General features: G+C 43.3%; 21 protein-coding genes and 1 tRNA gene. 16 read left to right on the forward strand and 6 right to left on the reverse strand.

Features of this window, described 5'->3' with window-relative positions; genetic code table 11:
* The first annotated feature begins 332 nt into the window (after positions 1-332).
* The 5 genes from thiE to fahA all read left to right on the forward strand — a co-directional run bounded on the left by thiE (position 333) and on the right by fahA (position 5,458).
* Positions 333-947, forward strand: coding sequence for a thiamine phosphate synthase (thiE, locus tag LX73_RS07975; RefSeq protein ID WP_170245630.1), 615 nt, complete (start codon positions 333-335; stop codon positions 945-947).
* 61 nt (positions 948-1,008) lie between these two features.
* Entirely contained in the window at positions 1,009-1,560 is a 552-nt protein-coding gene (locus tag LX73_RS07980; protein WP_148898950.1) for a gamma carbonic anhydrase family protein, read from the forward strand.
* Between the two features lie 234 nt (positions 1,561-1,794).
* Positions 1,795-2,919 carry a radical SAM family heme chaperone HemW gene (gene hemW, locus LX73_RS07985; RefSeq protein WP_148898951.1) on the forward strand — a complete coding sequence of 375 codons (1,125 nt, stop codon included), beginning with the start codon at positions 1,795-1,797 and terminating at the stop codon, positions 2,917-2,919.
* A gap of 184 nt (positions 2,920-3,103) precedes the next feature.
* Positions 3,104-4,090 carry a hypothetical protein gene (locus tag LX73_RS07990; protein WP_148898952.1) on the forward strand — a complete coding sequence of 329 codons (987 nt, stop codon included), beginning with the start codon at positions 3,104-3,106 and terminating at the stop codon, positions 4,088-4,090.
* A 75-nt stretch (positions 4,091-4,165) separates the two neighbouring features.
* Positions 4,166-5,458 (forward strand): fumarylacetoacetase, encoded by a 1,293-nt coding sequence (fahA, locus tag LX73_RS07995; protein ID WP_148898953.1) that lies wholly within the window; start codon positions 4,166-4,168, stop codon positions 5,456-5,458.
* A 106-nt stretch (positions 5,459-5,564) separates the two neighbouring features.
* Here fahA and LX73_RS08000 read toward each other — a convergent pair whose 3' ends face one another.
* Positions 5,565-7,337, reverse strand: coding sequence for an MXAN_6640 family putative metalloprotease (locus tag LX73_RS08000; RefSeq protein ID WP_148898954.1), 1,773 nt, complete (start codon positions 7,335-7,337; stop codon positions 5,565-5,567).
* Positions 7,338-7,487: 150 nt separating this feature from the next.
* Here LX73_RS08000 and trhO point away from each other — a divergent pair, with 150 nt between their 5' ends.
* On the forward strand, positions 7,488-8,450 hold the full coding sequence (trhO, locus tag LX73_RS08005) for an oxygen-dependent tRNA uridine(34) hydroxylase TrhO (protein WP_148898955.1): 963 nt from the start codon (positions 7,488-7,490) through the stop codon (positions 8,448-8,450).
* A 655-nt stretch (positions 8,451-9,105) separates the two neighbouring features.
* On the opposite strand, the gene LX73_RS08010 is transcribed toward trhO, so the two are convergent.
* Entirely contained in the window at positions 9,106-9,912 is an 807-nt protein-coding gene (locus LX73_RS08010; RefSeq protein ID WP_246138195.1) for an alpha/beta fold hydrolase, read from the reverse strand.
* 320 nt (positions 9,913-10,232) lie between these two features.
* On the opposite strand from LX73_RS08010, the gene LX73_RS08015 reads away from it, so the two are divergent.
* Genes LX73_RS08015 through LX73_RS08030 form a run of 4 tightly spaced genes read left to right on the forward strand, consistent with a single transcriptional unit; the run spans position 10,233 to position 13,066 of the window.
* Positions 10,233-10,751 carry a ComEA family DNA-binding protein gene (locus LX73_RS08015; protein WP_148898956.1) on the forward strand — a complete coding sequence of 173 codons (519 nt, stop codon included), beginning with the start codon at positions 10,233-10,235 and terminating at the stop codon, positions 10,749-10,751.
* Between the two features lie 29 nt (positions 10,752-10,780).
* A complete protein-coding gene (porX, locus tag LX73_RS08020; RefSeq protein ID WP_148898957.1) occupies positions 10,781-12,334 on the forward strand; it encodes a T9SS response regulator signal transducer PorX in 1,554 nt (517 codons plus the stop codon).
* Positions 12,334-12,765 carry a tRNA (adenosine(37)-N6)-threonylcarbamoyltransferase complex ATPase subunit type 1 TsaE gene (tsaE, locus tag LX73_RS08025; RefSeq protein WP_148898958.1) on the forward strand — a complete coding sequence of 144 codons (432 nt, stop codon included), beginning with the start codon at positions 12,334-12,336 and terminating at the stop codon, positions 12,763-12,765. Before porX ends, tsaE begins: the two co-directional genes overlap by 1 nt.
* Positions 12,766-12,784: 19 nt before the next feature.
* Positions 12,785-13,066, forward strand: a complete 282-nt coding sequence (locus tag LX73_RS08030; protein WP_148898959.1) for a hypothetical protein — start codon at positions 12,785-12,787, stop codon at positions 13,064-13,066.
* Positions 13,067-13,182: 116 nt separating this feature from the next.
* On the opposite strand, the gene LX73_RS08035 is transcribed toward LX73_RS08030, so the two are convergent.
* Positions 13,183-14,625 (reverse strand): sodium:solute symporter family protein, encoded by a 1,443-nt coding sequence (locus LX73_RS08035; RefSeq protein ID WP_148898960.1) that lies wholly within the window; start codon positions 14,623-14,625, stop codon positions 13,183-13,185.
* A gap of 51 nt (positions 14,626-14,676) precedes the next feature.
* Positions 14,677-15,315 (reverse strand): thiamine diphosphokinase, encoded by a 639-nt coding sequence (locus tag LX73_RS08040; protein ID WP_148898961.1) that lies wholly within the window; start codon positions 15,313-15,315, stop codon positions 14,677-14,679.
* 129 nt (positions 15,316-15,444) lie between these two features.
* Here LX73_RS08040 and LX73_RS08045 point away from each other — a divergent pair, with 129 nt between their 5' ends.
* Both LX73_RS08045 and LX73_RS08050 read left to right on the forward strand, forming a co-directional pair.
* On the forward strand, positions 15,445-16,449 hold the full coding sequence (locus tag LX73_RS08045) for a DHH family phosphoesterase (protein ID WP_246138196.1): 1,005 nt from the start codon (positions 15,445-15,447) through the stop codon (positions 16,447-16,449).
* A gap of 21 nt (positions 16,450-16,470) precedes the next feature.
* Positions 16,471-17,718: a S1C family serine protease gene (locus tag LX73_RS08050; RefSeq protein WP_246138197.1), complete on the forward strand. Its 1,248-nt coding sequence runs from the start codon at positions 16,471-16,473 to the stop codon at positions 17,716-17,718.
* A gap of 108 nt (positions 17,719-17,826) precedes the next feature.
* Here the strand turns inward: LX73_RS08050 and LX73_RS08055 are convergent, their stop codons facing one another.
* Positions 17,827-18,585 carry an enoyl-CoA hydratase/isomerase family protein gene (locus tag LX73_RS08055; protein ID WP_148898962.1) on the reverse strand — a complete coding sequence of 253 codons (759 nt, stop codon included), beginning with the start codon at positions 18,583-18,585 and terminating at the stop codon, positions 17,827-17,829.
* 57 nt (positions 18,586-18,642) lie between these two features.
* Here LX73_RS08055 and LX73_RS08060 point away from each other — a divergent pair, with 57 nt between their 5' ends.
* Positions 18,643-19,299 carry a phosphoadenylyl-sulfate reductase gene (locus LX73_RS08060; protein ID WP_148898963.1) on the forward strand — a complete coding sequence of 219 codons (657 nt, stop codon included), beginning with the start codon at positions 18,643-18,645 and terminating at the stop codon, positions 19,297-19,299.
* Between the two features lie 33 nt (positions 19,300-19,332).
* Here the strand turns inward: LX73_RS08060 and cutA are convergent, their stop codons facing one another.
* Positions 19,333-19,692 carry a divalent-cation tolerance protein CutA gene (gene cutA, locus LX73_RS08065; RefSeq protein ID WP_148898964.1) on the reverse strand — a complete coding sequence of 120 codons (360 nt, stop codon included), beginning with the start codon at positions 19,690-19,692 and terminating at the stop codon, positions 19,333-19,335.
* A gap of 177 nt (positions 19,693-19,869) precedes the next feature.
* On the opposite strand from cutA, the gene LX73_RS08070 reads away from it, so the two are divergent.
* From LX73_RS08070 to clpP, 3 genes are all read left to right on the forward strand, one after another.
* Positions 19,870-19,953: transfer RNA gene (locus LX73_RS08070), tRNA-Leu, on the forward strand.
* A gap of 70 nt (positions 19,954-20,023) precedes the next feature.
* On the forward strand, positions 20,024-21,310 hold the full coding sequence (gene tig / locus LX73_RS08075) for a trigger factor (protein ID WP_148898965.1): 1,287 nt from the start codon (positions 20,024-20,026) through the stop codon (positions 21,308-21,310).
* Positions 21,311-21,390: 80 nt separating this feature from the next.
* Complete coding sequence (clpP, locus tag LX73_RS08080) at positions 21,391-22,011, forward strand: ATP-dependent Clp endopeptidase proteolytic subunit ClpP (RefSeq protein WP_170245649.1); 621 nt, start codon at positions 21,391-21,393, stop codon at positions 22,009-22,011.
* Positions 22,012-22,020 lie beyond the last annotated feature (9 nt).

A 22,020-nucleotide genomic window follows, 5' to 3' on the forward strand; every position in this document is an offset into this window, starting at 1 on the left:
AGTAAAGTCATTATCCCAGTGAATGTATCTATCTGCGTCAACGATTTTGTTATTGGTTATCAGTTATTTGTTCATTGGAAGCTGGAGGTTGGGGGCGTTGGTTGTCCATAGCCCGCTAGCGGTCATCCGTCCACCGTCAGCGGTTTTACTTTGTAGCTTTGGTGCCCTGTGGTCACTTAACACTTAATCACTAAAATACTAAGGTCACCCACCCAGCCCAGAACTCCGAATATGGCAAACGCTCATTTACCTGACTACATACCGGGGACAACAAAATAACCACTTTACCAATTAACCAATAACTACACTAGGTACCAGAAATGAGAAAGAAGATGTTGCAAGGAATATACTTAATAACAGATGTGGAAGGGCAAGATCGCTATTCCCACGTTGAGTTGGCAGATGCTGCTTATCGGGCCGGAATACAGATGGTTCAGTATCGGGATAAGAGACGGTCAGACCGAAAAGTGCTGGCAGAGATTCGAGAGATTATGAATCTCAAAAGCAAAGGGTCGCAGCTGTTGGTCGTAAATGATCGGCCCGACCTTGCAAAGGTAGGCGGCGCGGATGGGGTACACCTGGGGCAGGATGACCTTCCTATTTCAGAAGTTAAACAGTTTTTGGGAGAGGAAGTTATAGTAGGCGGAACTTCGGCAAGTTTGGAAGAGGCCCGGCAAGTTGAAAGGGCAGGTGCAGATTATGTGGCATTGGGACACATTTTTGAGAGCTCCACAAAAGAGAAGCAGTATGCCCCGCGGGGATTGGATACCTTAAGGAGGGTGCGCCAAGAGGTCGAGGTTCCCCTGGTAGCTATAGGAGGAATAACGTTGAAAAATGCTCCGCAGGTGATTGATGCAGGTGCAGATATAATTGCAGTGAGCTCGGCGATATGCCGGGCAGAAAATCCAGAACAAGCAGCAGCTGAGTTAGTAGAGTCTTTTCAATAGCAAGGGGCACGCCTTTTACCTATCTTTGACATGAAAATATTTGAGTAAAAAAGAGGTGTCTATGGTTTACGAGTTTCTAAATAAAAAGCCCCAGTTTCCTGAGTCGTCTTTTGTAGCACCCAGTGCAGATGTAATTGGTGATGTCACTTTTGGGGAGGAGAGCAGCGCCTGGTTTAACGTTACTATTCGCGGCGATGTTAACTGGATTGAAGTAGGAGATCGAACAAATGTGCAGGATAACAGTTGTATCCATGTAATGAATGAAACCGGGCCAACAAAGATTGGCGATGAGGTTACCATTGGTCATAATGCGATGATTCACGGTTGTACTATTCATGATCGAGCGCTTATTGGTATCCATGCTACTATTTTGGATGAAGTAGTGGTTGAATCGGATGTTATTGTAGCGGCAGGAAGCTTGGTGCCACCCGGCAAGCGATTGGAATCGGGATATATGTATATGGGCAGTCCGGTAGAAAAGACACGTAAACTTACCGAAGAGGAGATTGCCTCTATTAAAGAGCATGCGGATAACTATGTAAAATATGCCCGCACTTATATGAAAAAAGATACCTACGAGGAGAATCCTTTTTATGAAGATGATCGGAAGTAGATACTGAACTTAAGTTAGAGAATAGAAACTCCTTTATTAAAGAGGGCTTTTACAAAAAACTATCTCCATCTTGTCATTCTGAACTTGTTTCAGAATCTCACATGCAGTGGTTGGCGTTTAAACCGAGATCCTGAACTAAATTCAGGATGACAAGCTAGGTTCTGCAAAGCCTTCTATAACCAAAGTTGGTAATTGTCAAATTCGTAATTCTTAATCCTCAATTCGAAAAACAGCTTGTCTGGAATCTATCTCCATATTCCGTTTTGTAAGCAAGCATGCTCGTACTGTGACTTTTACTTCGTGACGCGAACATCCGAGCGGGAGCATTTTGTACAGCAACTACTAAAGGAGATTCAGGATTATGCTGATACTCGATATTCAGAAGAGACGGTAAAGACGATTTATTTCGGTGGGGGCACTCCTTCGTTGCTCGAGCCCCGGCAGGTAGAAAAAATTTTAGAAGCGCTTGAACAGACCTTTGAGGTTGACAGTCGGGAGATAACTTTTGAGATGAATCCCGATGATGTTACGGAACCTTTTTTGGCTGATTTGAGAAGCCTGGGGGTGAACCGGGCTAGTATGGGTGTACAGAGTTTTGATCCCGAGCTGTTGGAATTTATGCACCGGGCACATTCCAGTGAAGAGGCCCTTCATTGCCTGGAGCTGTTAAGTAAGTCCCGTTTCGAATCGTACACGGTAGACCTTATTTACGGTAATCCCAACCAGTCAAATGAGCAGCTCGAAGCCGATCTGGATAAGCTGCTTCCGTTTAATCCGCCGCATATTTCGGCCTATTCCCTGACGATTGAACCCAATACACGACTGGGTAAGCAGGTAGAGCTGGGACGCATCGCACCTCCCGAGGATGATAAAGTGGCTGCCCATTTTGAAATTGTTAATGAGCGGCTTTCTGAACAGGGAATAGAACGGTATGAAGTAAGTAATTATAGCCGTGCCGGTTGTGAAGCTGATCATAACAGTAGTTACTGGGAGCACGAAAACTATTTGGGATTGGGGCCTGGGGCACATTCATTTTGGTGGGATGAAAAAGCCTATCGATGGGAAAATGAAACTGATCTTCGCAGCTATCTACGCAATGAAGATAGCAAAGATAAGGAGCAGCTTTCCCTGGAACAACTGGCTGAAGAGCGTCTAATGATGGGCCTTAGAACTCGGTTGGGCGTTGGCTTTGAAGAGTTAGAACAAAAATATGATTATACCTTAACAGATCGTCAGCAACAGTATTTAACCAATCGACAACAAGAGGAGAAGCTAAAGGTAGATGATAGGATTAAACTGACTGGTAAAGGCATAAAAATAGCTGATGCTATTATTCTAGATTTGGTGACCCTGCATTGATTGCTTTTCTTTATCAAATGGATGAACTTAATGGCTTCGAGTTCAACGTCTTTACAAATATTAGTATGTCACTTGAATTTGTTTCAGGACCTTGTTTTACCGGAAGAAGAAACTTATGTAGATTCTGAACCTAATTCAGAATAACATGTTAATTTATTTTTGAATTAAATTTAACTTTGAAGAAATGGAAGCAAGCTTAAAGGCATTCATGAAGGAGATTATCGACTATGCAGGATTATTCCCTCCTTCTGATCTTTCGCTCGATCCGGCCATAAAAAATTACAGTAAATATCGCAGCTGCGAAGATCGCTGGATGTTGTCGAGATTTATCATTCCTGCCCTGGATCTTGATCAGTTAGCGCCCTACGGAGATACATTATTTAAAAAGGCTGACAATCCGTATTCTTTTTCGGTGCTTGGAAAGGGTACAGAAACGATGAGTGAATTTGAAGATCATTTGCAGCAAATAACTGCTGCAGTTAATCAATTCCACGATACTCATGGCAGCAGCGTACGTACCGATATGCTGGAAATTAAGTTGCCACGGGAAGTAGTATTTGCAAATGATGCCGATTTGTTTGCGGATGCTTATACGCTTGCAGTACAAGAATTAAGCAAGTCATCACTCACGCCTAATCGTCTTTTTTTCGAAGGGTATTTTGAGAAAAACTGGAAAAAAGATATCAGCCTGTTACTGGACACTATGCAGAGCAGTAATGAATCCATAGATACTGACCATGTGGATTCTATTGGCTATAAATTGCGTTGTGGAGGGATAGAAGCGGATATGTTTCCTTCCGTACAGCAGGTTTCCTTTGCATTAACTGAGGCGCGCAAAAACAACGTAGCGTTGAAAGCGACTGCCGGCCTGCATCACCCGGTGCGCCATTATGCAGATTCGGTACAAACAAAGATGCACGGATTTTTAAATGTGTTCGGGGGAGCTATGCTGGGTTATGCCCATGATTTGTCTGCAAGTGAGCTGAGCGAAATTATATCAGAAGAAGATCCAGAGCAATTTATATTTACGGATGATGGCTTCGAATGGAATGATCTGCATATTTCTACTGATGATATTAACGAGCTACGAGAAGTGGCGCTTATTTCATATGGCAGCTGTAGCTTTGACGAACCCCGCGAAGATCTTCAAAATTTAGGATTGATGAGTTAAGAATATGCTATGTTAATACTCGATGATTGATCTTAAGATTAAGAGATTCATAATTTATAACCCAAAATTCCAACGATGAATTCAACTAACGATCCTACTTTAGAATCATTTGTAGATGTAGATTCACAATCGCACTTTCCTATTCAAAATTTGCCTTACGGCTTAGCCAATCCCGGTGATGGAGATTCTTTTTTATGCTCCGCCATTGGCGATTATGTTGTGAATTTGGCAGCACTGGAAGCCGCCGGCCATTTTGACGGCCCACACCTGGAGGGCGCAGAAGTATTCCAAGAACAAACGCTTAATAAATTTATGGGTCTGGGTCGTGATGCATGGACGGAGGCACGCCAAACGATCAGCCGGTTGTTAAGTGCTGATGAAGCAACGCTGCGGGATGATGATTCGCTGCGCAGTAAAGTGCTTATCCCCATGGACGAGGTAGAAATGCAGCTGCCGGTAGATATTGGTGATTACACTGACTTTTACTCTTCTGAGCAGCATGCTACTAATGTGGGGAGTATGTTTCGGGACCCCGAAAATGCCCTCAAACCTAACTGGAAACATCTGCCTGTCGGTTATCACGGCCGGGCCAGTTCGGTGGTTATCAGCGGGACTGATCTACATCGTCCACAGGGACAAATCCTGCCGCCGGATAGCGATGATACCCCTATTTTTAGTGCATGTAAACTTTGTGATTTTGAGCTGGAAATGGGTTTTCTGACAGGTCCCGGTAATGATGTGGGATCGCCAATTCCTATTGACGAAGCTGACGAGCACATCTTTGGGCTCACACTCGTCAATGACTGGAGTGCCCGCGACATCCAGAAGTGGGAGTACCAGCCTTTGGGCCCGTTCCTGGCGAAAAACTGGGCAACGACTGTTTCCCCGTGGATTGTTACGCTGGATGCGCTCGAGCCGTTCCGTATTTCCGGACCTGAGCAGGATCCTGAACCACTTCCTTATCTGGATACTGATGAAAACTGGACGTTTGATATTAATCTTGATGTGTTTTTGCAGGGCAAGGATATGGACGAGGCGCACAAAATTTGTGCATCCAATGCGAAGAATCTCTACTGGAATGTAGCTCAGCAGCTGGCGCATCAGACTATTACAGGCTGTAATATCCGTCCCGGTGATTTGTATGCTTCGGGCACTATCAGTGGACCGGAAAAATCATCGTACGGAAGTATGCTAGAGCTGAGCTGGAAAGGTACCGATCCTATTGAATTTCCCAACGGTGATGAGCGAACCTTCCTTGAAGACGGCGACGAAGTAACGATGACCGGCTATGCCGAAACCGATGGCTACACAATTGGGTTTGGTGAAGTGAGTGGTAAAATTTTGCCGGCGAAAGAACTTGATGTGTAGTTTATTTGACTACTAGTAATACGTAGTACGCAATACGGAGGTCATGCTTCGTATTGCGTATTTTTTTATTAGTTCATTTTTTGTTGGCAAAACTGCCAGAATTAATTTACTTAATCAGCGTCATCTTCTGGGTTTCGGCGTTACCGTCTAAAGTAAGCCGATAGAAATAAACGCCTGAAGCCATTCCTTCTGCGGTAACCGGATAGGTGTAGATACCCGCCTTTTGAGGCCTATCGACAATAGTAGAAATCTTTCGGCCCAGTACATCAAATATCTCCAGTGTTACCTCCCGCTGTTGGGTAAGGCTATATCGAATAGTTGTCTGATTGCTAAATGGATTCGGAAAATTTTGCTCCAGTTTGTTTTCAGTTGGTTGTACAGAACGAACTTTGAGCGTATAAACAGGATTTGGAGGGCTTTCTTTACCATTTGCAGCCACAATACCAATCTTGTTTAGCTTATCCCACTTCCACCCGGTTATAAACTGATCGCTGATGCTGTTATGTGATGAAAAAGTTTTAAACTCAGTCGTCCCGTTTTTAAAGTAGCCCAGCACGCCAATCATAATTTTATTAACAAAATCTATTTCCGAATTGATGGCAACTGATCCCGAAAACGGAGCAGCCTGAACGGTATGATAGCCGGCTGACATTAGTTGTAGCGTATCTGGATTGGCAAGACTGTCATCCCCAAAGAAGGTTGAGGTAATGTTAGGTGAAGGGTAATCGGTGCGCTCTTCAAACCCAAAAGAAGCCGGACTGTTGGCATTGCCCGAGGCGTAATGCCACATCTGGGACTCTACATAATTTTGCATGTATGCCTGTTGCCCGCCCAACTGTTGAGTGACGGCCTTAACCATGGTAATGTTGGGACTGTTTGAGATAATTTGCCAAACATTTACCCAGAACTGGGAACCGAATTTTTCTTCAAAAAAAAGTGCCCAGCTGACATGTTCGTAAGAACCGGGATAGAAACTTTGCGTAGGATCGCTGAGTATAGACTGATCGGAATCAAGGTAATTGTAATAATCATTTACGTTATCATAGACTACCTCTTCCATAAGTGTGGCATCCATCTCCAGCCAAGCTCCCGTTTCTCCAGACCAGCTGTTGGCTTCATACTGGATAGCATGCTTAAATTCATGAGCCATCGTAACATTGATCGCCCCTGTTTGATTGCCATCGGGATGATCGTTGGGCGGAAATCCCTCGGCAAAATCATTTTCGATAAATATGCAAGTAGATATACTATTTGTACAATAGTATGACCTATTAGGATTAGTGGTGTTTGGGCTGGTTAATCCAAAGGTAGGTGCAACATTTTGTATTTGGATTTCATATGATGTACTAGGAGAAATGGGATCCGAATAGCCCAGGGTTTGCACTTCGTGGCTATATGATGAGTCTGCTGCTGTTGCCACTTTTTCCACATAATCAGGAATGCCGTTGGTGTTTGTATCTTCGTTTGGTACGGCAGAAGATCCAGAAGTTTGGTAATGAATTTCAAAATTACCGGAGGGTGAGGAGTAGGTTTGGGAGGCCTGAGCAGTGGGCGCGGCCGTCATCGATTTGATTTTATTAATAGTGGCTGCAGATAGTTGCGAACGGTTGCGTTCGAAATCCATATAAGCTGGGGTACCGCACTTAATGGCGCTTTGTGCTGGGAGGCGGTATTGATCAGGCAGCTTAGAGCTGTTTTTACTGAGGTAAAACTTGTATAGTACCTTTTGGTCGAGGGTTAGTTTGCCTGCTTTGTAGGCTTGGTCAATAGTATGGTAGGCATTGTGATTATGTACAGATTCACCCTGTTGCGAATAGCCGGCTTGATAGAAGAAAAGGCAGAGCAGAAAAATTAAAATTGGTAGCCGCTTAAAGATCATCTACAACTATATTAGAAAGCAGAAAAATTCATTTCTTGCAAAATTACCCTTATTTTTGGGATCTGCAAATCATGAATCACTAAGGCACGAAGTGCACAAAGAAACTATTAATCGCTGTGCTCTAGTAGTAGTTAAAAAAGGAAATAGACCATGTACGAAGTAATACTGTATTACAAATTTAATGAGATTGACGATCCCGAAACATTTTGTGCTGAACATAAACAGTTTTGTGAGGAGCTGGGCATAAAGGGACGCATTTATATAAGTGATACCGGTATAAACGGTACGCTGGGCGGCACGCCCGAGCAGGTGGCCGAATATAAAGACCAGCTAACGAGCATCTCCGGATTTGACGGTATTGATTTTAAAACGGATACCAGTGATTACATTCCGTTTGCCAAACTGAAATGCAAGACGCGCGATGAGCTTGTAGCTATCCATAAAGAGGATGTTGATCCGGAAGACGGCGGCGAATACTTGGAGCCCGAGGAGTGGAAGCAAGTTATAGAATCTGACGAAGATTATGTGATGATAGATGTGCGCAACGATTATGAATCTGAGATTGGTCACTTCGAAGGAGCAGTGACACCCCAAGTTGAAAATTTTTACGAATTTCCTGAGTGGCTTGAAGAATTTGAAGAAGAGGTAGGTAAAGATAAAAAGGTATTGATGTATTGTACCGGTGGTATCCGATGTGAGAAGTTTTCGGTACTCATGAAGGAAAAGGGATGGCACGATGTAAACCAGTTGCATGGTGGTATTTTAAGGTATTCCAATGAAGAGGGGGGTGAACACTATAAGGGCAAATGCTTTGTGTTCGATGATCGCCTGGTAGTGCCCGTAAATGAAGATGATATGGAGCCCATAGCAAAGTGTGAGATTACCGGCAAACCGGCAGATACCTATATCAACTGTGCGAATATGCAGTGCAATAAGCTTTTTGTCTGTTCCGAAGAAGGAGCAAAAAAGATGGAGGGCTGCTGCAGCGAGGAGTGTCGGCAGAGTGAATATAAGCGACCGTTTGATCCGGAAAATGCGTTCCGTCCTTTCCGAAAATGGTACAACTATTTTGATGAGGACTTTAAGGAGCGAGAAATGGAGAGCAGTGGGTAATATATTTTTGTTTATCCCAACCGTAGGTAAGATCCTTATTATAATAATTCAAGATGTTACGGTTCTTTCATCTGTCCATGACTTAAAAAGCTTTTTAGCTTAAGGGATTTGTGCTTCTGATCTATAACACCTAATAGAATAGCTCCTTTTGCAACTAACTATTGGTACAAAGAAAATACTAGGCTAGTAAGAACAGTTAGCCAAGAAATTTAATCAGTGTATTTATTCAGTGAGGATGGTTAAGTGTTAGGTGAAGTCATTTTTGTTTTCAGTAATATTTGATTTGGTATTAAATAGCCTTCTTGAGATAAAATTAGTAAGATAGTTGGATGAAAAATTTAATTATTATTTTATGTCTATATATTACCTATATCATCTATTACTATTTTACCAGAGACAAATTCCTCGATAAATTTATTGAGACAAGTATTATTTTTGGAATTTTTGCATTAGGGCTTTTCATATATAATAAGTTTTTTGATGACGAGGGGGAATAGGAGTAATTTTTTGATAAACTATTTCGTTGAGTGATAGATTAATTATTTGGCATTGGCTGGAAATAGGGCATCCAACTGTTCTCTTCTATCGATGCTATGATTTGTTGTGTGAGGTGGCTGCATCCTGTCTTTTAAAGGCAGAGAGATCTATTTCTCTGTTACTTAAAAAACGCTTTGGCAATAGAGGTAAAATGTGATGGTCGATCCAGGAACGCATAATGTCCGGCATGATCGATGACTACGAGTGCAGCATTTTCGATTCCCTGCTCCATACGTTCGGCCTGGTAAAGCGGAGCCGCATTGTCATCACGTCCCCATAGTAATAGCACCTCATGAGGAATGTTTGGAAGGGTCGGTTCAAGATATTCGGTAACCGTTTGTACAAAGGTTTCGCGCATCACCCCGCTGAGTTTGCTGTAGTCGCTGGAGCCCAGTGCCTTCCAGAGGGCCGTTTCCCGAAGCCATTCTAATGCATTGCTGCGCCAAGATTTAGGTAATAGGTAGAACGGGGCCTTTAATGTTTTAGCAGTGTACTTTTTAAGATAAAAACCCAAACTCCGTTTGGGTTTCATGCCCGCACCGCCGGTAATGAGTACTTTGTCAATATGATCTTGACAATCTGCTCGGGCACAGAGCTTCAGCGCAATACGTCCGCCAAAAGAGTGGACCAGCAAGTCAACGGTTTCAAATTCTTGGTCTTGGATAAATTGTTCAACCATATCCGCATAGTCATCCACGTTCCAGGGATCATTGGGGACCGATGAATTACCGAAGCCGGGCAGATCGGGTATGTAACAATCGCGAATATCAGACAATTGTTTGGCCAGTGGTGCCATTACTTGTTTGTTGCTGCCCCACCCGTGAAGAATAAGCAGGGGCTTGTCGTTTTCCATCCCCGTGCGGGTATAGGAGACAGATAAACTTTGGTAATGGTATATTTTTACGGTTTCCATATCAGCAGTCAAACATCGAATTATTTTGTATCGCAAACAAGATTGATTTCATTCGTAATGAGAATCTGGTGATTAGCAATGTTCACGTGAGATGCTAATTGGAAATTTGCGATAGTGCTTAGACCTATCTCGATGTAGAGAAGCAGTTTTGTTAGGGTTTACAAGATCCATACAAGTAATAATATATCTCCTATTGAGAGAGATAAACTCCATGGCCTATCTATCGAGATTGGGGTTACGTTGAGTCTTCAACGAAAAACTTTTGTAAGGATTGCCGGTTACATGGGTCCTACTGTTACAGGCAGACAAAACATCCTCAGAGGTGACCAATTATGAAGAGACGAATATTTTTCTGGTTAGAGAAGCTAAAAATTACTCCCGGCGAACGTAAAACAGTAACTTCGCTGGTGATACTCTTTGTTATATTAGCAAGTGTCAATGTTGGACTTACGCCTTCGGTACCGTTCGAGGATGAACAGTACCATGAACTTGAGCAGCAGTTTAAAGAAAGGACAGCTATGCTCAAGAAGAAAGAACAGCAACTTATGCAGCGGTACCATCCTTCCGAAAAACAACTGGTTAGCCTTCAAAGTGATACCACTCCCGCAGACACTGCGGATGCCCCTAATGAAGAGCCAAACGAGACGCAGTCTGCTCAAGAAAAGATTAATATTAATACAGCCAACCAGCAGGCGTTGGAGTCGCTGCCCGGTATCGGACCTGCTTATGCAAGGCGTATCATAGTTTACCGCAAGGAAAACGGGAAATTTAAGACTAAAAACGAGCTCAAAAAAATTAAAGGTATTGCCCAAAAGCGGCTGGATAATTTGAAACCATTTGTCAAACTTTAGGATCCAAACTAATTAAGGCGGATCCTTCTATGAAAACACGCATTTTGTGGGCTGATGATGAAATCGATCAGCTGGAAGCACACATTATCTTTTTGGAGAATAAAGATTTTGAGGTGTCTCCGGTAACTAACGGCGAAGATGCTATCACGCTTATCAAAGAGGAGTCGTTCGATATTGTTTTTTTGGATGAGCAGATGCCCGGCATGGATGGTCTGGCAGTGCTCAATCGCATTAAGACGTTAGAGCCTTCGTTGCCAGTGGTGATGATTACCAAAAGTGAGGAAGAATCGATTATGGAGGAGGCCATTGGGGGTAAGATTTCTGACTATTTGATTAAGCCGGTCAACCCAAACCAAATTGTATTGACGATCAAGCGACTGTTGGAGCAGCAGCGTATCCGCAATGAACAGTTTGCCCAATCGTATCTGCGTGAGTTCAATAAAATATCTGACCGCATTCATGACAACCTGAGTTGGAACGAATGGATTACTATTTATAAACAGCTTACGCGCTGGGATGTTGATTTAGAGTCGGGGGAAGAATCACTTCGTCAGGTATTGGGGGACCAGTACCGGGAAGCTAACAAAATGTTTGGCGAATTTATTACCAAGCAATACCAGCCTTGGCTGGAAAAAGAAACACCAGATCGCCCCCCGCTGTCGGTTGATTTGGTAGATGAGTATGTATTGCCGCATGTAAAAAATGGACAAACCACGCTCTTCTTCATTATTGACTGCATGCGTTATGATCAGTGGATGATGTTTGAAAACCTACTGAGTGACAGTTACAGCATCGATACGGACTTTTATTACTCTATTTTGCCGACCGCTACACCCTATTCGCGCAATGCTATTTTTTCGGGATTATATCCGCTTGAGATTGAAAATATCTATCCTGATTTGTGGGACCAAGGAGAGGATGAGCGGTCACTGAACCAGTATGAAAAAGAGTTGATGCGGGCTCAACTCGACCGCAAGGGGATAGATCAGAAAATAAAATATGAGAAGGTATTAAATACCGAACAGGGGCGGGCCGTTGCTCAAGATATCCACAATTACATTCAAGAACCGTTAAGTACATTTGTATATAATTTTGTGGATACGCTAGTGCACTCTCGCTCCGATTCAGATGTTCTCAAGGAGATTGCCCCGGATGTGCCGGCTTTCCGGTCCTTGACGAAAACATGGTTCCAACACTCAACGCTGTATGAAATTTTTCAGATGCTAGCTGAAGAAGAAGTGGTTGTTGTAGTAACCACGGATCACGGTGCGGTGCGGGCATTGCACGATACAGAAGTAAAGGGCGATCGAAACACATCAACTAGCCTGCGCTATAAATACGGCCGCAACCTAACGGTGGAAGATAACAGTAGTATAGTTATTGAAAACCCTGAAGAATACAAACTGCCGACCCCGGGATATTCGAACAATTATATTATTGCTAAAGAGGATTATTATTTTGTATATCCCACCAATTACCATGAGTACCAGAATCGGTATCGTGATAGCTTTTTACACGGCGGAGCAAGTATGGAAGAGATGATTTTGCCCATTGCTACTCTTCGACCCAAGTCAATGTTGTGATGGAGGAGCAGGTAGAAATAACGAACAGCCCAGAACAGACGGTTGAGTTGGGGACAACGCTTGCGGCTAACTTCGAAGCGGGTGATATTATTTGTCTGAAAGGACCTTTAGGGGCCGGCAAAACTCATTTTGTCAAAGGTTTAGCCGATGGTTTAGGTATAAGTCCCGAAGAAGTACAGTCGCCTACCTACACACTGATCCATGAGCATGAGGGCAAGTTGCCGTTGTATCATTTTGATTGTTATCGCATGGATTCGCCCCGTGAAGCGCTCGAAATCGGGGCTGAAGAATATTTTTATGGATCAGGTATTTGTGTGATTGAATGGCCGGAACGTATTGCTTCACTTATTCCTGCCGAGGCCACGTGGGTTACTATTGAAGAAATTGACAGGAAGACCCGAAAATTTGTCATTGCGCAAAAGGGGTCGTAATCTGTTATATTAGTTTTCTATGCCCACAAAAAAACGACTTTCATATCGACTGGATCGGCTGCCGGTTATTTATCCCTATAACCGAAGAGCAGATAATAATATACAAGTGGGAGACTTGGTTTATTATGGACCCTCCCCCGAATTTTACGGCATCGGAGAAGTGGTTCGTTCTTTTGAGGGATACTGCATTGTTGACTTTCGGCGCACGGGCATGCTCAACATTGAGAAAGACGCCATGGCTGTAAAATATTTAATTCCTATCCATAAGCTTAATCTTGGTCACATTCTTAAAAGTACATAAGGATGTATTTTGGAGTGATGTTATTCTGAGCCAAAGGAGGAGTGAAGTTGAAGGATTAGCCCGAAGAGATTAGGAAGTTTCATGTGGGGTCCGCCCGATCGGTATTACGGATACCATTACTCAAAATCTGAGTCCTTCAAAAAGGATGTCTCTTCCAAAAGTTCTCCATTACGTACCCGTCCGATTAGCCAAAAGATTATGCTTATAGCTAATCCCGGGTAGAACGGTTCTATGCCAAGATAGGTATATTCATAGGCTGCATCGCTGGTGATAGTACCGAGGATAAGCCATAACAGTGATACGCCAATGCTGGCAACCATGGTGGGTAAGACCCATTTTTTTCGCAGCGAAAATAGCTTTAAATATACTCCCAATACAGGTATAAGTAGGCCGGGAATCATCACCGAGCCAATGACATACCACAGGTCGATAACGCTGGGATAAATAATAATGAGCAAGATGCCGATAAGTGCAGCTGCAAGCGTGCTAATTCGGGTTAGTGTATTATTCTTAGTGTTGGGAAATATTTTAACCAGCAAGTCGCGGCCCAGTGTTTGTCCCGATAAGAAAAGATAACTATCCAAGGTGGACATGATGGTAGCTAAAAGAGCGACAAAGAATAGTCCCTTAAAGCCAATCGGCAGTATTTCATTGGCCAGATAGGGATATACCATGATAGGTTCCGCAAGGTCGCCACCTAAAATAGCCCAGCCGTAGATACCGCTAAACATCGTCAGAAAGTCAAATAGCGACCACAACACAATAGAAATGAATATCCCTCTTTTAGCTGTCTTGGGAGACTCAGCAGCGGCGGCCCGCTGGTGAAAGCTGGGATCGACAAAGGTCCACAGCGCAATAAAGAACCACACAAGAATATACTGCAGGTTATGCCCGCCGGTAATGTCGCGGTAGTCGGCCGGCATAATATTCCAAAGCTGACCAAGGCCGCCAAACTCCATCCCGGCAAAAATAATGAGAGCAGTAAAACCGACAAACATCAGTGTGATCTGCAGTGCGTCGGTACGTATTACGGCATTGAATCCGCCGAAAATGACATAGGCCACCGAAAAAAGTGCTACGGCACTGGCATACCAGAGGAAACCACCATTGCCACCCGTCAGATATTGGAAAATGAGCCCCAGCATTAAAATATATGGAGCCGGACTTACGAGTATGAAGATCGGGATGGCAGAAAATCGGCCGGCTGTATCACCATAAAAATTACCGATAGCTTCGGGCAACGACAGGGCTTTATTCATTCTTATTTTGCCGGCTAGCAACCAAGCAAAAATAGCCGAAAAAATATAAAACGGGCAACCAAACAACAGCCACTGCGAAATGCCAAACTGGTAGCTGTATTCACCTACGCCCAGAATGCCCCCGTACCAGGTAGAGACAAGCGTTGCCACAAAGGCCGGTAGGCTCATCTTGCGCCCCGACAGTAAGAATGATTCTTCATCTTCATCCTGCCAATTATTCTGCCAAGTCAAATAGATGAGGAATCCGAAGTATGAAAGTATGAGTCCCCAGTCAAGCAGGGTAAATTCCAGTTCAGCCAATGGAATACCGTTGAATTAAAAAGATGGAAAATATTTTAATAGCGGAAGGGATCAAAGAGAATCTTCGAATTTTTTATGGGATATAAACATAAGAAGATCCCCATTTTTATAAGATATCTTTATGGGATTTTCGACTACTTTGTTTGATGAGCCGTCACGCACGCCATTTTCCATTATTTCATCTTCAAGCGGATATTTTAGCCCCTCAGTGATAATACCATCTGCTTTGCCTGACAGTGGGAAAAGAGAAACCGTAGTACCTTTGGGCAGATCGGTACTAAATGACTTTGGTATGAGTTGTAAGACTCCGTAATCATCAATCATAAATAACTGTTCGAATTGCGGATTAAACTGTTTGAGTACCGAAATATTCTTAAGTGTTTGATCTATGCGCTGTCCCGTGGCGGCCAGGATATCTACATGTGTTGTTTTGCGGTTACGCAGATATGAAAGAGCTTTTTCAAGGTCATTGGATTCTTGATCAGATTTTTTGAGTGTTTCAAAAGATTCATCTTCATAGGGAATGAAACTATCTAAATCACCGATAATAAGATCAGGGTGCGCATCAAAATCACGGGCAATATTACCACCCCCGTCGGCCGCAATAAACAGGTCTGCTTTTGCGCGATATTCACGAAACAGCGACCTGTTGGGTGGGCGTCCATTGCAAAGAATGAGTGCTCGTTTCATCAAAAAAGTATGTTTAATCGATTTTAAGGTTGTTCGGGAACATATGATAACATAATAAGGAGTGAGAATTTATACCGAAAAAATTATTGCTTTCCTCTATGCTATACCCCATCTTAATAAGCTTATTTTTTGGCATTTCAATACGCCTATATGTTTAATGAACTCATCCAAAAATTAAAACAATACGACACGGTAGGAGTGTTTTCGCATATCCGTCCCGATGGGGATTGTATTGGCGCACAGGTAGCAACTTGTTTGTGGCTCCAAGAAAATGATATTCGCGCTTTTGCTTTTAATGATGATGATGTTCCATTGAACCTTAAGTGGTTGGCCGATTATTATCCGATCCGGCAGCCGGATGAAAAATCACTCCAAAAATGTGATGCATTTGTCCTGCTTGATGGTAATTCGCCTAAGCGATTTGGCAGTTATTCCGATTATATTCAGGATGATCCTAAGCCTACCTACATGGTGGATCATCATCCCGACCCGTACGACGGATTTGACTTTAGCATTTCGGTGGAAGAAGCGTCTTCAACCTGTGAGCTTATCTTTCATTTGTTTTTACAGAATGATATTTCTCAGCTTAATGAGGATGCCGCAAAGGCATTATATACTGGTATTCTTACCGATACGGGTTCGTTGCAATATGATAGTGTAACACCGGAAACGATGAGCATTGCCTCCGAGTTGCTCCGGATTGGCGGGTTTCGTCCTAATGAAGTAGCCGAACGCGTATTCTCAAACAAGAGTCTGAATCAACTGCATTTGCTTAGCAAAGCGATGGGCACGATCGAGCTTTATGAGGACAATCAAATTGCGGTGATGTACGTTACCAAAGAAATGCTGGAAGAAACCAATACAACCAATGATGATTGTGAGGGTTTTGTGGGATATCCGCTGAGTGTAACGGGTATCAAAGCCGCTATTTTGTTTAAAGCTCTGGGCGACGGTGTCAAGATGAGTCTGCGCTCCAAAAGTAATGATGTTAACGTCAATAAATGGGCACGTAAAATTGGCGGCGGTGGACACAAAAAAGCATCCGGTGCTTGGCACCCCGGCCCCCTTGAAGAAACCATCAAAGAAGTGGTTGAAATTGGTGCCGAACAGCTTGTTAGTGTAGACAAGTCGTAACCAAAAGTTGTTTTTCTTGCTATGATTGACCGATTAATGGCCATAGTTATTGTTTCTCTGTCCGTGATGCTATTCAGCTGTGAAGAGGCCAATCACAAGAAAGAGTTAACGGATACTACCCAGCCCACCCAGTCCCGATCCGCTAATATTTCGCAAATGGGGGGACAAGAAGAAGTCCGAAAGTCAGATACTACCCTATCACAAAGAAGCCGCAGGCCGCAGCAGGTTTCGGCGCGAACAAATTCAATTTCCAACAGCAGGCATAATGCTATCACAAAGGCTGTGCAAGAAGTGAGTCCCGCTGTAGTGAGTATTACGGTGACAGAGGTGGTAGAAGGTGGACGCCGTCTAAAATTTAATAATTATTACAATCGTTTCTTTTCCGTACCGGTAGAGCGGGAAGTCAGTAGCATGGGATCCGGTTTTATTATTAGTAAAGATGGATTGGTGGTAACCAACCAGCATGTAGCTAACCAAAATGCAAAGAAGGTAGTGGTATCATTGACGAATGGATCGCAATATAAGGCTAAAGTACTGGGGTCGGATGAGCTGGCCGACTTGTCGCTGCTTAAGATACAGGCTGATACTACCTTTACCGCCGCCGAGTTTGGTAATTCAGACAGCGTGGTTGTGGGGGAATGGTCGTTGGCGGTAGGCAATCCTTTTGGACTGTTTAAAGCATCGCAGCCTTCTGTAACAGTAGGGGTGGTGAGTGCTCGCAACCGTGATTTTAGGCCTGATCCCAAAGAGCCGCGCGTTTATTTAAATATGATTCAAACCGATGCAGCCATTAATCGCGGCAATTCGGGTGGACCGCTGGTAAATAGTCAGGGTAAAGTTATTGGGGTCAACACTTTTATTTTTACTGGCGGAACTAGTGGTGGTAATGTAGGGTTGGGTTTTGCTATACCCAGCAACCGCGTGCAAAAAATTATTAAGCAACTTTCGTCCACCGGAGAAGTGCAGCTTGGTTACGATGCCGGATTTGAAACAAAACAGATGACTTATAACATAGCTGCACGGTATGATTTGCCAGCTGTAATGGGGCTGCTGGTAGAAAGTGTAAACCGCGACGGCCCGGCCTTTGAAGCTGGTATTGTACCAGGAGATATTATCTTACGAATTGGTAACGAGCGCATACAAAGTAAAATGCATGCCCAAGCCTTGCTCAGAGAATATAGCGAGGGGGATTCCATGCGTGTTGAGCTTGTACGCAACAGCAAACGCTATGAGACCAAAATGATGCTGCGCCGAAAAATAAAAGAGTAATAGTTACAAAGCTGGAGTATCGCTTTCCGGGGCTTTCACTTCTAATTTATTCTGCACATACCTTTGTGCCATCCGTAGCTAATTATTTGTCAGGGGATAAGCGATTTATTACTCGTTTCGGTTCAGAAATTTCTCTACTCTTTTCTCATGTAAGTTACTTTCCCAGAACTGTGCAAAGGTGTCAAGCTCGGCTTCAATAGCCTGCCAGCGTGCTTCGGTGATGCGCATAGCGCCCTGTTTTAAATTTTTGATGAATGCGCGGTCATTCTTGGTAAGCTGCTGTGCCCAGGCCGTGGTCTCTTTCTTCAGTTGTTCGGCCGGAGCCGTGCGATTAATAAGTCCGTGTTGGAGTGCTTTTTCTGCATCTACAATACGCGCTTCGGCCAGCCACTGCAGTGCTGTTGAACGTCCCACGCATTCTACCAGCCTGGTGAGCCCGCCCCAGCCCGGTGGAAGATAAAACTTACTCTGGGTAAAACCGAAGGTAGCTTGCTCCGAGGCAATGCGGAAATCGAAGGCCAACATCATTTCACATCCTCCACCATAGGCTGGAGCGTTAATGGAAGCGATGGTCCAGCAGGGCAGTTTCTCGATACGTTTCAGAATGGAAAGCATGCGCTGGGCCATCGGCTTGGCTTCTTCAGCTGTTTTTATAGTATGAAACTCTTGAAGATCCCCGCCGGATATAAATGAGTTTTCACCGGCTCCCGTAAGCACAAAACACCGAACGTCGGAATCTGTTTCCAGATCAATCAACAAATGTTCCAGGGCATCCATCACTTCAAAGTTGATGGCATTGCGTGATTGAGGGCGGTTAATAGTAGCGCGGCAGATATGATTTTTATGTTCGACTTTTAGTACAGACACTGTTAGGTTTATTTTCGCTATTAGAATAATGCCAATTAATCACAGGCTTGAATCTATATGAATCTCGTCAATAAAGAAAAGATCAACAAGTCGCTTTCGGCAAAAATTGTTGATGCGCGGGTGGCGCAGATTTTTAATTCTTTTGATGATGTGCTGGTTACTTCTTCATTTGGTACAACATCAGTCGTGTTATTGCATATTATCAGCCGCATACAACCGGATTGTCCCATTTATTTTATTGATACGGGATACCATTTTGAAGAGACCAAAGCTTATAAAGAACGTTTAACCTGGCTGCTTGATTTAAATGTGATTGACGTACATCCCAATAAAGCCGAACACGAAATGACAAAAACAAACCGGTTGTGGGATAAAGATCCCGACCACTGTTGTGAGGTCAACAAAGTAAAACCGTTGGAGTCGGTAAAGGAGCAGTATAATGTGTGGATGTCGGGATTAATCGGTTTTCAAAACCAGCATCGCAGTACCCTGGAAATTATTGACGAACAGGATGAAATGATAAAGTTTTATCCGCTTATCGAATGGAACAGCGGATTGGTTGCTGAGTACATTGAGTCCCACAGTTTACCGCAACACCCACTCAAAGAACAGGGGTATTATTCGGTAGGATGCACGCACTGCACGGTAGCGGGCATGGGGCGCGAAGGACGCTGGCAGGAATCGGCCAAGACTGAATGCGGGCTACATAGCTAATTACAGCCTTACATCTTGTGCCTTGAGTTCTGCCTATGCATCTTCGATCTCGTAATCAATGGTTTGTTTTTGAGATTCTTCGAGCAGCCAGTGCTGATATTCTTCATTGCCCTCTTGTTCTGAGAGTTGTAGTGAAATAACGCAAGGACAATCATAGCTGTGCAGCTTTTTTACACGGCTGGTTAACTCCTTCACATTATGGTATGGGGTTTTGGCAATAAGGATAGTCTCTTCATCTTCAACGATTTCTCCCTCCCATTGGTAGATTGCTTCCATTCCGCCAATGATATTTACACATGCTGCAAGATTTTCTTCAACCAACGTTCTGCCAATACTTTTGGCTTCTTCTTTGTTGCTTGTGGTGATGTAAACCAAGCGAAGGTTATAAAACATGAATACCACTTTTTTTGCGAATTTTGTTAGAATCAAAAACTACAAAATTACGTAAATGGTTCATAAGTCTTTTTTGAGAAATGAGATATTTATTTGTGTTGATAACAGAATAAAAAACCCGTATTTTTCGAGACTCTAAAATTCAGGAGTAGCATCATAAAGCTGAATGATACACCTGCGAGAGTGGCGGAATTGGTAGACGCGCTAGATTTAGGATCTAGTGTCTTTAAAGACGTGGGGGTTCGAGTCCCCCCTCTCGTACATATACATATTTATTGTGAATAATTTACATTCTTACCGCTTTAATTAAACACCAGTTTGGAGTAACTCTGTGGAAATAACAATTAATGATATTACCTCGGTTGATAAAGAAGTTATAATTTCAGCTGTGCGCGAAGATTTAGAGCCTAAGTTTAAAGAGGCTTACAAAAAATACCGCGGACAGATAAACATGCCTGGTTTTCGTCCCGGCAAAGTGCCGATTAAGATTATCAAAAAGCGTTTTGGCGACGAAATTGAGAGTGAAGAAATCAACAACTATGTTCAGGAAGTTTTTGAACAAGAAGTTGTGCCCGAGCATGACCCTGTAGGCGAAAGTAAAATGCTGGAACTCAGCTGGGAAGATGATGAGCTGGAAGCAAAATTCAAGATTGGTGCACGTCCCGATTTTGAGCTGACCGAACTCAGTGAAATTACGGTTGACCAGTTGGTCCACGATGTCACTGACGAAGAAGTACAAGAAGAAATTGACCGTCAGTTGCATCAAGCCGGTAATTGGGAAGTGGTTGACGATGAAATTGAAGATGACTTTCGGGTAACCGTTGATGCTGTTCCGCTGGATGATGACGGAGAACCGGATGAAGAAAATACCAATGAAGAGGTAATTGATCTTAGTAAAGAAGAATCAGAACAGTTTCGCGATGATCTTATTGGCCAACAGACCGGCGATAGCGTAGCGGTTGAAATTGGTCATGATGATCATACCCATAGCTTCCACCTGAATATCAAGAAGGTGGAAAAACCACATAAGGCAGACTTTACCGATGAATTTGCCAAGCAGCAGAGCAATGAAGAAGCAAAAAATACGGAGGAATATCGTAGTCTGGTTAAAAGTCAGATCCAGGATCAATATGATGATTCAGCAGGTGATATTTTCAAGAACGAAATTATTGATGCACTTGTTGAAAAACATGACTTTGAGATCCCTGATGTCTTTATGAATCAGATTCTGAACCAATATGTTGAGCGGGTTAAGCAACAGTCGCAGGGAGAATTGCCCCCTGACTTTGATGAAGAAGAGTATAAAGAAAACATGCGAGAACGCGCTGAGCGAGATGGTATGTGGTTCTTTTTGAATGAGAAGCTCCAAGAAAAATTTGACGACATTGAAATTGAGCCTGAAGATATTGATCAGCATCTGGAAGGTCAGGCCGCACAATACGGTATGAGTGTTGATCAGATGCGCAATATGTTTGCCCAGAATCCGCAACAGCTTGAGAATCTGCGAAAGAGTATCCGTGAAGAAAAAGTGTTTGATAAGCTCAAAGATGTTGTTGAGATTAACGAAATTGACAAAGAGACTTATCAGGAAAAAATGGAAGAACAAGCGGAAGCATAATACGTTATTAACTGTTGACAACAATTAATCAAATTATTTAGTCGCATATGCCTGAGCAACCAATATACGAAATGCCGAATATGGAAGATGGAGATTTTTCAAGAATCCAGAATAACAGCTTGGTTCCCATGGTTGTTGAAAAGACCGAACGGGGAGAGCGGGCATTTGATATTTATTCCCGCCTGCTTAAAGACCGGATTGTGTTTTTGGGAACGCCTATTAATGATGTGGTGGCAAGCTCTGTAGTAGCACAGATTCTGTACCTACAGGCCGAAGATCCCGAAAAAGACATTAATCTGTATATTAACAGCCCGGGTGGTGTTGTATCAGCCGGATTAGCAATTTACGATACCATGCAGTATGTTAGTTGTGATGTAGTAACAACCTGTGTAGGTATGGCGGCATCGATGGGTGCTGTACTGCTGACGGGTGGAACAGACGGTAAGCGTAACTTATTGCCGCATTCCCGGGTCATGATTCATCAGCCATTAGGTGGCGTACAGGGACAGGCCAGTGACATTGAAATTGAGGCACAGGAAATTTTACGCATCAAAAATCTGCTTTGTCAGATTATTGCGGATCACTGCAATCAAGACAAGGATCAGGTTATGGAAGACTTTGACCGTAATAAGTGGATGGGAGCTGAAGAAGCACAAGATTACGGTTTGGTTGATACCATCATGGAAAACGCAAATGAATAGCAATTAGCA

This window comes from Fodinibius salinus (assembly GCF_008124865.1).
GTDB classification, from domain to species: domain Bacteria; phylum Bacteroidota; class Rhodothermia; order Balneolales; family Balneolaceae; genus Fodinibius; species Fodinibius salinus.

Bases quoted from the DNA above. Each gene is read 5' to 3' on its own strand.
- thiE (WP_170245630.1), top strand. From the start codon at position 333: ATGTTGCAAGGAATATACTTAATAACAGATGTGGAAGGGCAAGATCGC.
- LX73_RS07990 (WP_148898952.1), top strand. From the start codon at position 3,104: ATGGAAGCAAGCTTAAAGGCATTCATGAAGGAGATTATCGACTATGCA.
- porX (WP_148898957.1), top strand. From the start codon at position 10,781: ATGAAAACACGCATTTTGTGGGCTGATGATGAAATCGATCAGCTGGAA.
- LX73_RS08040 (WP_148898961.1), bottom strand. From the start codon at position 15,315: ATGAAACGAGCACTCATTCTTTGCAATGGACGCCCACCCAACAGGTCG.
- LX73_RS08050 (WP_246138197.1), top strand. From the start codon at position 16,471: ATGATTGACCGATTAATGGCCATAGTTATTGTTTCTCTGTCCGTGATG.
- LX73_RS08000 (WP_148898954.1), bottom strand. From the start codon at position 7,337: ATGATCTTTAAGCGGCTACCAATTTTAATTTTTCTGCTCTGCCTTTTC.
- cutA (WP_148898964.1), bottom strand. From the start codon at position 19,692: ATGTTTTATAACCTTCGCTTGGTTTACATCACCACAAGCAACAAAGAA.
- LX73_RS08030 (WP_148898959.1), top strand. From the start codon at position 12,785: ATGCCCACAAAAAAACGACTTTCATATCGACTGGATCGGCTGCCGGTT.
- clpP (WP_170245649.1), top strand. From the start codon at position 21,391: ATGGAAGATGGAGATTTTTCAAGAATCCAGAATAACAGCTTGGTTCCC.
- LX73_RS07980 (WP_148898950.1), top strand. From the start codon at position 1,009: ATGGTTTACGAGTTTCTAAATAAAAAGCCCCAGTTTCCTGAGTCGTCT.
- LX73_RS08060 (WP_148898963.1), top strand. From the start codon at position 18,643: ATGAATCTCGTCAATAAAGAAAAGATCAACAAGTCGCTTTCGGCAAAA.
- trhO (WP_148898955.1), top strand. From the start codon at position 7,488: ATGTACGAAGTAATACTGTATTACAAATTTAATGAGATTGACGATCCC.
- LX73_RS08015 (WP_148898956.1), top strand. From the start codon at position 10,233: ATGAAGAGACGAATATTTTTCTGGTTAGAGAAGCTAAAAATTACTCCC.
- tsaE (WP_148898958.1), top strand. From the start codon at position 12,334: ATGGAGGAGCAGGTAGAAATAACGAACAGCCCAGAACAGACGGTTGAG.
- fahA (WP_148898953.1), top strand. From the start codon at position 4,166: ATGAATTCAACTAACGATCCTACTTTAGAATCATTTGTAGATGTAGAT.